This window comes from Sphaerotilus natans, assembly GCF_900156335.1.
Classification (GTDB): Bacteria; Pseudomonadota; Gammaproteobacteria; order Burkholderiales; family Burkholderiaceae_C; genus Sphaerotilus; species Sphaerotilus natans.
On record NZ_FTMZ01000018.1, the window covers coordinates 42365 to 54841 of the forward strand.

11 protein-coding genes are annotated in these 12477 nt (G+C 68.8%); 5 read left to right on the top strand and 6 right to left on the bottom strand.

The window, feature by feature from the left end; all coding sequences use genetic code 11:
• Window positions 1–35: 35 nt before the first annotated feature.
• On the top strand, window positions 36–614 hold the full coding sequence (locus BW996_RS15230; protein ID WP_037478062.1) for a hypothetical protein: 579 nt from the start codon (window positions 36–38) through the stop codon (window positions 612–614).
• A 1-nt stretch (window position 615) separates the two neighbouring features.
• Window positions 616–2121, top strand: coding sequence for a hypothetical protein (locus BW996_RS15235; protein ID WP_037478060.1), 1506 nt, complete (start codon window positions 616–618; stop codon window positions 2119–2121).
• A 23-nt stretch (window positions 2122–2144) separates the two neighbouring features.
• On the opposite strand, the gene BW996_RS15240 is transcribed toward BW996_RS15235, so the two are convergent.
• The gene (locus BW996_RS15240; protein ID WP_162177943.1) at window positions 2145–3251 is read right to left on the bottom strand and encodes a tyrosine-type recombinase/integrase; all 1107 of its coding nucleotides are present in this window, start codon (window positions 3249–3251) and stop codon (window positions 2145–2147) included.
• Window positions 3252–3523: 272 nt separating this feature from the next.
• On the opposite strand from BW996_RS15240, the gene nadC reads away from it, so the two are divergent.
• The gene (gene nadC, locus BW996_RS15245; protein ID WP_076458995.1) at window positions 3524–4417 is read left to right on the top strand and encodes a carboxylating nicotinate-nucleotide diphosphorylase; all 894 of its coding nucleotides are present in this window, start codon (window positions 3524–3526) and stop codon (window positions 4415–4417) included.
• 21 nt (window positions 4418–4438) lie between these two features.
• Here nadC and BW996_RS15250 read toward each other — a convergent pair whose 3' ends face one another.
• Window positions 4439–4828, bottom strand: a complete 390-nt coding sequence (locus BW996_RS15250; protein ID WP_037478056.1) for a DUF779 domain-containing protein — start codon at window positions 4826–4828, stop codon at window positions 4439–4441.
• 76 nt (window positions 4829–4904) lie between these two features.
• Complete coding sequence (gene exaC, locus BW996_RS15255) at window positions 4905–6425, bottom strand: acetaldehyde dehydrogenase ExaC (RefSeq protein WP_037478054.1); 1521 nt, start codon at window positions 6423–6425, stop codon at window positions 4905–4907.
• Between the two features lie 316 nt (window positions 6426–6741).
• On the opposite strand from exaC, the gene BW996_RS15260 reads away from it, so the two are divergent.
• A complete protein-coding gene (locus BW996_RS15260) occupies window positions 6742–8751 on the top strand; it encodes a sigma-54-dependent Fis family transcriptional regulator (protein WP_051631511.1) in 2010 nt (669 codons plus the stop codon).
• Here BW996_RS15260 and ribA read toward each other — a convergent pair.
• Entirely contained in the window at window positions 8691–9368 is a 678-nt protein-coding gene (gene ribA, locus BW996_RS15265; RefSeq protein WP_037478099.1) for a GTP cyclohydrolase II, read from the bottom strand. The two genes, BW996_RS15260 and ribA, sit on opposite strands and share 61 nt — an antisense overlap.
• Window positions 9369–9442: 74 nt before the next feature.
• Window positions 9443–10672, bottom strand: coding sequence for an acyl-CoA dehydrogenase family protein (locus tag BW996_RS15270; RefSeq protein WP_037478052.1), 1230 nt, complete (start codon window positions 10670–10672; stop codon window positions 9443–9445).
• Between the two features lie 228 nt (window positions 10673–10900).
• On the opposite strand from BW996_RS15270, the gene BW996_RS15275 reads away from it, so the two are divergent.
• Complete coding sequence (locus BW996_RS15275; protein WP_037478051.1) at window positions 10901–11407, top strand: tellurite resistance TerB family protein; 507 nt, start codon at window positions 10901–10903, stop codon at window positions 11405–11407.
• Window positions 11408–11474: 67 nt separating this feature from the next.
• On the opposite strand, the gene BW996_RS15280 is transcribed toward BW996_RS15275, so the two are convergent.
• A complete protein-coding gene (locus tag BW996_RS15280) occupies window positions 11475–12464 on the bottom strand; it encodes an aldo/keto reductase (RefSeq protein ID WP_037478050.1) in 990 nt (329 codons plus the stop codon).
• Window positions 12465–12477 lie beyond the last annotated feature (13 nt).

The window sequence follows — 12477 nt, forward strand, 5'->3', positions numbered from 1 at the left end:
CCCCCGATGCGATCGCGATTCCTTCCTGCACTGCCTTGATCTCCCGCTGGATACACCGCCGCGCCATCACCGGCTTCCTGCTGCTGCCCTGGCTGACCCTGGTGCTGGCCCTGGGCGGGCTGGCCGCCGTCGACCTTCTGCTGGGCGATGGCGTGCTGGCGCAGCAATGGGCTCAGGAGCCACGTCGCGAACTGCTGCGCCAGCTCGGTCTGGATCTGCTGTGGATCGTCGGCGCACTCTATCTGCTGGGCACGCTGCCCTGGCTGGGCGGTCTGCTGCTCGGGGCGATGCCCGCAGCGAGTTCCGGCCTGCTGCTGATGCTGATCTGCGGCACCGCAGGGCTCGGTCTCGGGCTGTTCGCCGGGCTGTCGGCGCTGCAGCCGCAGTCCCTGGTCCTGGGCGGCGTCTGTGCGCTGGCAGGGCTGCTGTACGCGCTGAGCACCCGCCGTGCCCGCGCCCGACCGGCGCGCCGTCTCCCGGTGTCCGTCTTTCAGGACGATGATTCGGTCGCACCCGCGCCTTCCAGCCGGCCGGCCCGGACGCGGGCCCCGGCGCCCCTGCCTGTCCTGACCGAGCGCCACGATGCGCCGACCACGCTTCCTGCAGAGCACTGACATGTCCCGCCTGATGTCCTCGCCGCGCAGGTCGGCGTCCTCCCGCCTCGGGGCGGCCCTGCTGGCCGCGCTGGCGCTGATGGGTGGTGGTGTCAGCGCCGCACCGCAGGCCGCAGCCCGCTCGCATGTCTGGCTGGTGGGCGGCGGCCCCGATCCGGATGGATCCCAGGGTCAGATCGAACTCAATGTGCTGTGGGTGGCCGACATCGTCCGCTCGGTGGCGCCTGCCGCATCGCTGAAGGTCTATTTTGCGGACGCTTCGCCTGAAGTCCGCGATGTGCGGATCTGGAGCCGGCCGGCCGACAGCCGCGAGAATCTGCAGCCCTTGGCGCGGATCTTCGGCCAGCAGGAATTCAACGGCAACCAGTACCGCAAGCACCGGGTGCCCGACATCGTGCACGGCACGCGGGCCGATCTGCTGACACCGTCGCTGGCGCGCGAATTCGGCGCGATGGGCCCTCAGGACCGGGGACTGTTCGTCTTCAACGGCCACGGCCTGCGCGATCTGTCAGACCGGGCAGGCAACACGCTGCGGCTGTGGGACGACACGCGCATGTCGGTGCGCGAGCTCGAGCGGCTGGCCACGAATGCGCCGCCCAGCGCGCCGCTGCGCTTTGTCTTCACCCAGTGCTATTCGGGCGGCTTCATGCGGCTGATCCGGCCGGACGCGCGCGACCTGCGCACGCTGGCCGCCTACAACCGCTGCGGCTTCGCGGCCGAATCGGCCGACCGGCTCTCCGAGGGCTGCTCGGCCAGCATCGAGGTCGGCGACTACCGCGACTACACCACCTATTTCTTCGCGGCGCTGAGCGGGCGCCACCGCTCCGGCCAGCCGCTGGAGCGCTCGCCCGACCGCGACCGCGACGGCCAGGTCACGCTGCACGAGGCCCATGTGCACGCGGTGATCGAAGGCTACAACGCCGATCTGCCGCGCTCGACCAGCGAGACCTATCTGGAGCGCTGGCAGCCCGCCTGGCTGCGCTATCTCGATACCACCAGCGAACCGGACAATGAATACGGCCGGCTGGCCACGGAGCTGGCGCTGCGGCTGAAGCTGCCAGCGCGCGGCACGATGCTGCAGCGTGCCCTCGGCACCCGCCATGAGCAGCTGAACCGGCGCCTGCAGGCGATCGACGAGCAGTCGCGCCAGCTCGAGGGCGAGATCAGCCGGCTTCAGGGCGATCTGAAGCGGGGACTGGTGCAGCGCTGGCCGGAAGCCGCGCATGCGCACACCGCCGCCTATGTGCGCTTTCTGGCCACCGAGCTCGGTGCTGCGCAGGCTTATGTGACCGCCCGCCCGGACTATGCGCAGCTGGTCGAGCGCCAGGACCGGCATGCGGCGCTGGAACTGGAGCGCGTGGCCGTCGACCGCGACCTGACGCAGCTGGACAAGGTGCTTCGCCTGCGTCAGCTTTCACGGCTGCTCGATCAGTTCGAGCGCTTTGCCACGCCGTCCGCGCGGCGCGAGTACCAGCGGCTGATCCGCTGCGAACGCACGCCGCTCTGACCGACGGCGCTCTCGAACGCTGCTCAGGCCAGACCCGCCACCGGTGCGGTGAGCAGATGGCGGTAGCGCTTCATCGGGCCGGTGTCGACATAGCCCATCCAGCGCGCGACATCCTCCTCGGCATGGCCGGCCTGCAGCTGGCGCACCGCAAAGGTGTGACGCAGCCTGAAGGGCGCGCCGCCCTCGATGCCCAGCGCATCGAGCTGCGTGACCGCTGCACGGTGGCAGGCCGGATGTGACCAGGGCTTGCCCGACAGGGTCGACGGGAAGACCCATTCAGCGCACTGCATTTCCGCGCCAAGCATGCGCCGCGCCGCCAGCCAGAGGCGAAGCTGGCGGGCAGCCCAGTCCGCCAGCGGCACCTGATGCTCAGGACTGCTGCCATCGGCGACGATGGTGAGCCGCCAGGGCAGATCCGGCTCTCGGCCACCGTCGCAGCTCACGTCGCGCAGGCGCAGCGCCCTGACCTGCCCAGGCGCCAGCCCGGCACCCAGCATCAGCGCCAGTGCGCAGCGGTCGCGCAAGACTTTCCAGGCGGCACCGGCAGCCGGGTCCAGCGACTGGAATTCGGTGCAGTGCGCGATCAGGCTCTCGCATTGCGCATCGGTCAGCACATCGGGCACGGGCGTCAGCGCAGCCGCGTTGGCATGACAGAACGGAGGCTCCTGCATCAGGGCCAGCGCCGGCTCGTAGGCGGGCTGATCTTCCTGCTCGCGGGCGTGGTTGAGCACCCGGTCGATCAGCTGCAGCAGCCGCCAGGCGTAGCGCGGCGTCAGCTCGGTCCGGGTGCGGCGGGTTCGGACCTGCCGCAGTGGCCGGATGGCTTCGTGCTCGAGGAAATCCAGCAAGGCACGGCGGTCCAGCGTCTCCTGCCCTTTGGCGTCGGGCGGCCGCAGCGGATCCAGCCGGATGACCCGCGGGCCGGAGTCGCCTGAGCCTGCATCCGTCGACAAGGGCGCGCAGAAAGCGATGAAGGCCTGCCACATGTCCGCATAGATGCGCGCCGATTCCTCGCGCAGCCGGCCGCTGCCGCGAGGGCCGCGAGCCGGCGCCGAATCCAGCCAGGAATGGAAGCTGGCCTGCAGCCGGCCGACCAGCTGATCGGCCGCGGCGGGTTCGAACAGGGGCAAGGTGTTGGCATCCATGAAAAGATACTAACGAAATTGTTTTTTCAAAACAAGACGGACTGCAACTTTGTGCCTCGTTCAACCCAAATCACGCAAATCACCCGCCATTCATTCCGCTCACCCTCTCACCAAAAGCTGTTAGTATTTTATTTGATGACAAAACCCCATTCGTCACGAAGCCAGATCCCGGATCTGCCGACCGGAATCGCCGGGGAGCGCGGATGGATGAAAATCGCGCATCTCCAGAGGCCCGCCAGAAAAGGAAAAAAACGCTCATGAACACCGTCAGCCTGCCCGTCGACCTGCAACTGTGCGTCGAGAACGCCCTGGCCGAGGACATCGGAAGCGGCGACGTGACCTCGGTGCTGCTGTCACGGGCCCAGCAGGTCACCGCCCAGGTGACGATCCGCGAAGCCGCGGTGCTGTGCGGTCAGCCCTGGTTCGACGCGGTCTTCCGGATCCTCGACCCCACGATCCGCATCGAGTGGACCGTCCCGGAAGGCTCGGCCGTGCAGGCCGACGACCTGCTGTGCACCCTCTCGGGCCCGGCGCGCGCGATCTTCACCGGCGAGCGCACCGCGCTGAACTTCCTGCAGACCCTCTCGGGCACCGCCACCTCGGTGCGGCGCTACGTGGAGGCGGTCGGCACGACGGGCACCTGCATCGTCGACACCCGCCAGACCCTGCCGGGCCTGCGCAGCGCGCAGAAATACGCCGTGCTGGCCGGCGGCGGGCTGAACCATCGTCTGGGCCTGCATGACGGCTTCCTGATCGAGGATGTGCACATCGCCTCGGCCGGCGGCCTGCGCGAGGCCATCTCATTCGCCCGCGCGCTCGGACTGAACGTGCCGATCATGGCCGAGATCCGCACCCGCGAGGACACGCTGATCGCGCTCGACGAGGACATCGAGCTGGTGCTGATCGAAAGCCTGCCCCAGGAGCTGGTGCGCACGGTGGCCCGCATGGTGCGGGAACACCGGGAATGTGGCGGCCGCACGCTGGTGGAGTATTCGGGCGGCATCTCGCTGGAGACGGTGCGCATGCTGGCCGAGACCGGCGTGGACCGCATCGCGGTCGGCTCGATCACCAAGCATCTGCGCGCGGTCGACGTGACGATGCGCATCAGCCGCGAGCCGTCGGGCGTGGCGCCCTCCCCCGCCGGCGCCTGACACGCCGCCCCGGACCGCCGCTCACGAGCGGTGCAGCGCCTCCTCGGCCTCCAGCCGGGAGAACTCCTCGTCGCTGAACAGCCGCGAACGGCTGAGAAAGGCCTTGCCCAGAGGGCCTTCCAGGCTGAAGTTGTCCCCGCCCAGCGGGGCGTCCACCGCGTCGACGATCATCTGGCTGCTCTTCCAGTAGGCGTACTGGGAACTGCTCATGTAGAAGGGCACGTCGCCGATGTGGCCCAGCAGGACATCGCTCGGGCTGATCGCCAGCTCACCCGGCAGATAGCAGTTGGGCGCGCTGTTGTCGCAGCAGCCGCTGGACTGGTAGAACATCAGCGCGCCATGGCGAGCCTGAAGCTGCGCGATCAGCGCCAGCGCGCCTTCGGTGGCGGTCACGCGTGCAAGGGTCGTCATGTCGTTCTCCCATGAATGAAAAAGGGGGACCGAAGTCCCCCAAAGGCATGACAGCTCGTCAATCGATCTGAACAGATCAGAAGAAGCCCAGCTTGTTCTCGCTGTACGAGACAAGCAGGTTCTTGGTCTGCTGGTAGTGGTCCAGCATGACCTTGTGGGTCTCGCGGCCGATGCCCGATTCCTTGTAGCCACCGAAGGCGGCGTGCGCCGGGTAGGCGTGGTAGCAGTTGGTCCACACGCGACCGGCCTTGATCGCGCGGCCCATGCGGTAGGCGGTGTTGCCGTTGCGGCTCCAGACGCCGGCGCCCAGACCGTAGACGGTGTCGTTGGCGATCGCCAGCGCGTCGGCCTCGTCACGGAAGGTGGTCACGGCCAGCACCGGGCCGAAGATCTCTTCCTGGAAGATGCGCATCTTGTTGTGGCCCTTGAACAGGGTCGGCTGGATGTAGTAGCCGCCGGCCAGGTCGCCGCCGAGCTGGGCGCGGTCGCCGCCGATCAGCACCTGCGCGCCTTCCTGCTTGCCCAGTTCGAGGTAGCTGCTGATCTTGTCGATCTGCATCTGCGAGGCCTGCGCGCCGATCATGGTGTCGGTGTCGAGCGGGCTGCCCTGCTTGATGGCAGCCACGCGCGGCAGCACGCGCGCCATGAACTCGTCGTAGATCGATTCCTGGATGACGGCGCGCGACGGGCAGGTGCAGACCTCGCCCTGGTTGAACGCGAACAGCACCAGACCTTCGATCGCCTTGTCCAGGAAGGAATCATCCTTGTCCATGACGTCGGCGAAGAAGATGTTGGGCGACTTGCCGCCCAGCTCCAGCGTGGCCGGGATCAGGTTCGACGCGGCGGCCTGGGCGATGACCTTGCCGGTGGCGGTCGAGCCGGTGAAGGCGATCTTGGCGATGCGCTTGGAGGTGGCCAGCGGCATGCCGGCCTCGCGACCGAAGCCGTTGACGATGTTGAGCACGCCCGGCGGCAGCAGGTCGGCGATCAGCTCGGTCAGCACCAGGATCGAGATCGGGGTCGACTCGGCCGGCTTCAGCACCACGCAGTTGCCCGCGCCCAGCGCCGGGGCCAGCTTCCACGCGGCCATCAGGATCGGGAAGTTCCACGGAATGATCTGGCCGACCACGCCCAGCGGCTCGTGGTAGTGGTAGGCGACCGTGTTCTCGTCGACTTCGGACAGCGAGCCTTCCTGACCGCGCAGGCAGCCGGCGAAGTAGCGGAAGTGGTCGACCGCCAGCGGGATGTCGGCGTTGAGCGTCTCGCGGATCGGCTTGCCGTTGTCCACGGTCTCGGCGTAGGCCAGCATCTCGAGGTTCTGCTCGAGGCGGTCGGCGATCTTCAGCAGGATGTTGGAGCGCTCGGTGACCGAGGTCTTGGCCCACTTGTCGGCTGCGGCGTGGGCGGCGTCCAGCGCCAGCTCGACGTCCGCTTCGTTCGAGCGGGCCGCCTGGGTGTAGACCTGGCCGTTGACCGGCGTGACGACGTCGAAGTACTGGCCGGAGACCGGCGCGACCCACTTGCCGCCGATGAAGTTGTCATAGCGCGGCTTGTACTGGACCTTGGCGCCCGGGGTGTTCGGATTCGCGTAGAGCATCGATGTCTCCTTCAGTGTTGATGCCAGGGGTTGGGATGCCACCTCCATTGCGAAGGTCGTGCCAGCCCGTGAATCCGGCGCATTCCGGTGCGCTGTCGGGAACGAGATCGGACATTCAGGCAGAAATGGCCCGTTTCCTGCTGGAAATCTGTTCAGGGGTCATTCAGTGATCAGGTCGGCGGTCCGCACTGTCATTCGCCGAGACAGTACATACCCGAGGCCGCGGCACGAGGCAAAAACTGTCACGGATCGGACCATCGGCGGCTGACTCCTGGCGAGACAATCGGCACGAAAAAACATAAGGGTAAACACTTAAATGAAAGATTCCGAACGTCCTGCGGGGGGCAAGACGCCACGGCTGCGGCCCCTGAAGCAGGCCTTGCTGAGCGGCGAGGTCGAGCCCGACACGCTGCCGGTCGACCCGCTGCTGCTGCGCTCCTGGCAGCGCAGCCGGGAGGCCGGGCTGACGCCGGCCGGCCTGGGCAGCGCCGGGCCGCATGCCTCTGCGGTGCAGCTCGCGCGGGCACGCGAGCGCCATCACGAGCTGATCGCGCACGCGCGGCCGGTGCTGGAATTCCTGTTCGAGCAGACCCGCGACACCGACAGCGTGGTGCTGCTGGCCGATGCGCAGGGCATGCTGCTGGACGCGATCGGCGACGCCGACTTCAGCCAGCGTGCCGCACGGGTGGCCCTGCGCCCCGGCGCCATCTGGCATGAGCAATGGCGCGGCACCAATGCGATCGGCACCTGCCTGGCCGAGGAGCAGGCGCTGGTGATCCACGGCGACGAACACTATCTGGACCGCAACGGCTTCCTGACCTGCGCCGCCTCGCCGATCGTCGATCCGGCCGGACGCATCATCGGCGCGATCGACATCAGCAACGATCACCGCCAGGCACACCGGCACACGCTCGGGCTGGTGCGATCGGCCGCGCGCATGATCGAGCAGCGCCTGTTCGAGACCCGCCACGCGCAGGGGCTGCGGCTGCGCTTTCATGCCCGGCGCGAAGGCATCGCCAGCCTGACCGAAGGCCTGATGGCGCTGTCGGACGACGGCTGGGTGATCGGCGCCAATGCGGCGGCGCTGTCGATGCTGAAGCTGGAGCGCGGCCACATCGGCGCGCTGCGCGCCGACAGCCTCTTCGGCCTGGACCTGTGCCGCATCGAAGCCATGGCCCGCCCGCCCGCTGAGCCGCGCGCGCTGCGCTGTCCGGACGGCACGATGCTGTGGCTGCGGGTCGACAGCAGTCACAGCATCGAGGTCATGGCGCGCCGCACGGATCGCCAGCCCGACGATGCGCTGCCGCCTGCGTCATCCGCATCCAGCGTCGCGGCAGCGACGGCAGCAGAGACGGCGCCGGAGAGGCCAGGACAGGACGACGCGCTGTCCGGCTTCGAGCTGGGTGACCCGACGCTGCGCCAGATCGTCAACCGGCTGAGGCGCCTGAGCGGCGCACCGGTCGGACTGGTGCTGCAGGGCGAATCCGGCAGCGGCAAGAGCGCACTGGCCCAGGCGGTGCACCTCAACAGCCCGCGCCGGGACGGGCCGCTGCGGACGCTGCACTGCGCCAGCCTCGATGCCGACCTGCTGGACGACACCCTGTTCGGCCGACCGCTGGAACGCCCGCCGGCGCCGGGCCTGCTGCGCCGCGCACGCGGCGGCACGCTGGTGCTCGACGAGGTGGCTGATCTGCCGCTGCCGCTGCAGGCCCGGCTGCTGCGGGTGCTGCAGGACGACATGCTGGCACCGCTGCCGGGCGAGCCGGCCCAGCCGCTGGATGTCGCGCTGATCTGCACCAGCCGGCGCCGCCTGATCGACGAGGTGGCCTGCGGCCGGCTGCGCGAGGACCTGTACTACCGGCTCAACGGCCTGACGCTGATGCTGCCGCCGCTGCGCGAGCGCAGCGATCTGGCTGCGCTGTGCCGCCAGCTGCTCGACGCGGTCGGCTCGCAGGCGGCGGTCGATCCCGGCCTGCTCGAGCGTCTGACGTGCTACCCGTGGCCCGGCAACGGGCGCCAGCTCGCCAACGCGCTGCGCGCGGCCAGCGCCCAGCTCGAGCCGCACGAGCGCATGATCCGCCTCGATCATCTGCCCGACGACCTGCGCGAGGAGCTGGCTCAGCTCGCGCGGCAGCCACAGGGGCCGGACCGCAACCGTGTGGCGCGCCCCCCGCTCGATGCCGCGCAAGTGGCTCGCACGGTGGCTGCATGCGAAGGCAATCTGTCGGAGGCGGCGCGCCGGCTCGGCATCAGCCGCAACACGCTCTACCGGCGGCTGCGCGAGGCCGGCGAGGACGCCGGTGAGGCCGACAGCGCCAGCAGGTGACCCATCTTCTCGCGCTTGGTCGCGAGATAGGCGGCATTCTCGGGGTTGGCATCGATCTCGTGCGGCTCGCGCTGCACCACCTCCAGCCCCTGCTGCTGCAGCGCCAGCAGCTTGATCGGGTTGTTGCTCATCAGGCTGACCGAAGCGACGCCCAGGTCCTGCAGGATCTCGGCGGCGGCCTCGAAACGGCGGCTGTCGGGCGCATGGCCCAGCGCCAGATTGGCCTCGACGGTGTCCAGGCCCTGATCCTGCAGCGTGTAGGCGCGCAGCTTCTCGTCGATGCCGATGCCGCGGCCTTCATGCCCGCGCATGTAGATCACCACGCCCCGGCCAGCCGCACTGATGCGCTGCAATGCCAGGCGCAGCTGCGGGCCGCAGTCGCAGCGCAGCGAGCCGAAGATGTCGCCGGTCAGGCACTCGGAATGCACCCGCACCAGCACCTCGCGCGCGCCGACCAGCTCGCCGCAATGGATGGCCATGTGCTCGATGCTGGTGCCGCGGTCGAAGTAGGAGGAAATGGTGAAGTCGCCATGCTCGGTGGGCAGGCGCGCGCTCGGGCCACGCCGGACATGGGCGTGGGCATCGGCGGCCGGCAGGAAGGTCGTTTCGGGCTTCATCGCAACATCGTCGGTCTGGAGCGGCATTGTCGCCGCATCCGCGCCGGCGTGCAGGCGTCGGCCCTGCGCCGAGCTCAGCCGCGCCGAGCGCGCCGACCGATCTCGAGCTTGGCGATGGCGTTGCGGTGCACCTCGTCCGGACCGTCGACCAGCCGCACGGTGCGCTGGTGCGCGTACATTTCCGACAGCCAGCTGTCCTGGCTCAGGCCCGCCGCGCCATGGGCCTGGATCGCCCAGTCGACCACCTGGCAGGACACCTTGGGCGCCACCACCTTGATCATCGCGATCTCGGCCCGGGCGCCCTTGTTGCCGACGGTGTCCATCATCTTCGCGGCATTCATCGTCAGCAGCCGCGCCTGATCGATCATGCAGCGCGACTCGGCGATGCGCTCATGCCAGATCGACTGCGCCGAGAGCGGCTGGCCGAAGGCGACGCGGGCGCTCAGCCGGTCGATCATCAGCTCCAGCGCCCGCTCGGCCGCGCCGATCGAGCGCATGCAGTGGTGGATGCGCCCCGGGCCCAGCCGCCCCTGCGCGATCTCGAAGCCGCGCCCCTCGCCGAGCAGGATGTTCTCGGCCGGCACGCGCACGTTCTCCAGCAGCACCTCCATGTGGCCATGCGGCGCGTCGTCATAGCCGAAGACGCTCAAGGGGCGCAGCACCGTCACGCCCGGCGTGTCGCGCGGCACCAGGATCATCGACTGCTGCAGATGGCGCGCCGCCTCGGGATCGGTCTTGCCCATCACGATGAAGATCTCGCACTTCGGATGCCCGGCGCCGGACGAGAACCACTTGCGGCCGTTGATGACATAGTCGTCGCCATCGCGCCGGATCGAGCACTCGATGTTGGTCGCGTCCGACGAGGCCACCGCCGGCTCGGTCATCAGGAAGGCCGAGCGGATCCGGCCCTCGAGCAGCGGCTCGAGCCAGCGTGTCTTCTGGGCCTCGGTGCCGTAGCGCTCGAGCGTCTCCATGTTGCCGGTGTCGGGCGCCGAACAGTTGAAGACCTCGCCGGACCAGATCACCCGGCCCATCAGCTCGCACAGCGGCGCGTAGTCGAAGTTGGACACCCCGCCCTCGCCCTTGTGCGCATGCGGCAGGAACAGGTTCCAGAGGCCGGCCTGGCGGGCCAGCGGCTTGAGCGCCTCCACCAGCGGCACCGGCTGCCACGGATTGCCCGCGGCCCGCAGCGCCTGCATCTGCTGCTCGTGGAGAGCCTCGTTCGGGAAGATGTGACGATCGAAGAAGGCCTGCAGGCGCTCGAGCAGCTCGCGGCCGCGCTCGGTGGGGGCGATCAGGGACATGACGACAGATCCTCGGCTGGGTTCTCGGCGAGACGGTGGCGGGACGGATCCGATTGAAGCACCGGCCCCGCCGGAGCGACGTCACGCAGGCGACGAGCCCGCGCTGCAAAAAATCGCGACTCCCTCTGGAACTTCAGGCCGTCGGTGCCATCTGATGGCGCGGGGGAAAGAACCTTCCCGACTTTTCTCCCTTCCCGAAAACCACTGCATTCCACAGGAGCCAGCACAATGGGTCTGTTCGACATGTTCAAGAGCGATTCCGGCGACAAGATGACGCCGCACCTCGCCTTCACCACCTCGCTGATCTACATGATGAGCGCCGATGGCGAGATGGACAGCGAGGAAGTGGGCCATCTGCTGTCGGTGCTCGGCGGCAAGGACGACGGACGCGGCACGATCGGCGTGGGCGCACAGAACCAGGCCCTGCTGGACTCGGCGCTGAAGTACCGCCGCAAGAACTCGCTCGACACCTTCCTGGCCGAGGCCGCCCCGCTGCTGACCGACGCGCAGAAGATGTGCATCATGGTCAACCTGATCGACTCCTCGCTGGCCGACGGTCAGCCCGAGCCGGAAGAACAGCAGATGTTCGCCAAGTTCCTGCAGGCCTTCGGCATCACCGAGGAACGCTTCCGTCCCTTCTTCGAGGTCATCATGCTGAAGAACGACCGCTCGGTCTTCACCAACCAGAGCCACCCGAAGAACGCGCCGGGCTACCAGGTCAAGCTGTCGATGTGATCGTCGCCCCGGGGCCGTGCCTGGCCCTGGCGCAGCAAGAGGCGGCCTGCGGGCCGCCTCTGTCGTTTCAGGCCGAGAACTCTTCCGTGTCGATCTCGGTCTGGGTGGCGGCGTTGTAGCGCGTGCCGGCCACATTGCCCGGGTGGATGGCCGCCTCCAGGCGGGCGATCTGCTCGGGCGTGAGCACCACCGCCGCCGCGCCCAGGTTCTCCTCCAGATGCGCCACGCTCGTGGTGCCCGGAATCGGCAGGATGTGGTCGCCACGGTGCAGCAGCCAGGCCAGCGCCAGCTGCGCCAGCGTGCAGCCAGCCTCCTCGGCGACCCCGACCAGTGGCTCGAGCAGTCGCAGGTTGGCCGCATGGTTCGCGGCGGTGAAGCGCGGCATCGCCCGGCGGATGTCCTTCGCGTCGAAGCCGGAGACCTCGCGCAGCGTGCCCGGCAGGAAGCCGCGCCCCAGCGGGCTGAACGCGACGAAGGCCGTGCCCAGCTCGCGGCAGGCCTCCAGCACCGCGATCTCCGGGTTGCGCGTCCACAGCGAGTACTCGGTCTGCAGCGCGGCGATCGGGTGCACCGCATGGGCGCGGCGCAGCGTCGGCGCCGACACCTCCGACAGGCCGATCGCGCGGATCTTGCCCTCGCGCACCAGATCGGCCAGCGCGCCCACCGACTCCTCGATCGGCACCGACTTGTCCCAGCGGTGCAGATAGTACAGGTCGATGACCTCGGTGCGCAGTCGGCGCAGCGCCTCCTCGCAGGTGGCCTTGAGGGTGGCCGGACGGCCGTCGATCACACGCTTGCCGTCGACGCCGGTCATGCCGCACTTGCTCGCCAGCGTGAAGCGGTGGCGGTGCGGCGCCAGCACCCGACCGACCAGCTCCTCGTTGGCACCGAAGCCATACAGCGCGGCGGTGTCGAAATGGTTCACGCCCAGATCGAGCGCGCGCAGCAGCAGACTGGCGGCCGCCTCGGGCGCGGGTGGCACGCCATAGGCATGGCTGAGATTCATGCAGCCCAGACCGATCGGCGCGACTTCGGCAGGGCCGAGGCGGCGAGACAAAGAGGTCGCGGCA

Bases quoted from the DNA above. Each gene is read 5' to 3' on its own strand.
- BW996_RS15235 (WP_037478060.1), top strand. From the start codon at position 616: ATGTCCCGCCTGATGTCCTCGCCGCGCAGGTCGGCGTCCTCCCGCCTC.
- nadC (WP_076458995.1), top strand. From the start codon at position 3,524: ATGAACACCGTCAGCCTGCCCGTCGACCTGCAACTGTGCGTCGAGAAC.
- BW996_RS15250 (WP_037478056.1), bottom strand. From the start codon at position 4,828: ATGACGACCCTTGCACGCGTGACCGCCACCGAAGGCGCGCTGGCGCTG.
- exaC (WP_037478054.1), bottom strand. From the start codon at position 6,425: ATGCTCTACGCGAATCCGAACACCCCGGGCGCCAAGGTCCAGTACAAG.
- BW996_RS15260 (WP_051631511.1), top strand. From the start codon at position 6,742: ATGAAAGATTCCGAACGTCCTGCGGGGGGCAAGACGCCACGGCTGCGG.
- ribA (WP_037478099.1), bottom strand. From the start codon at position 9,368: ATGAAGCCCGAAACGACCTTCCTGCCGGCCGCCGATGCCCACGCCCAT.
- BW996_RS15270 (WP_037478052.1), bottom strand. From the start codon at position 10,672: ATGTCCCTGATCGCCCCCACCGAGCGCGGCCGCGAGCTGCTCGAGCGC.
- BW996_RS15275 (WP_037478051.1), top strand. From the start codon at position 10,901: ATGGGTCTGTTCGACATGTTCAAGAGCGATTCCGGCGACAAGATGACG.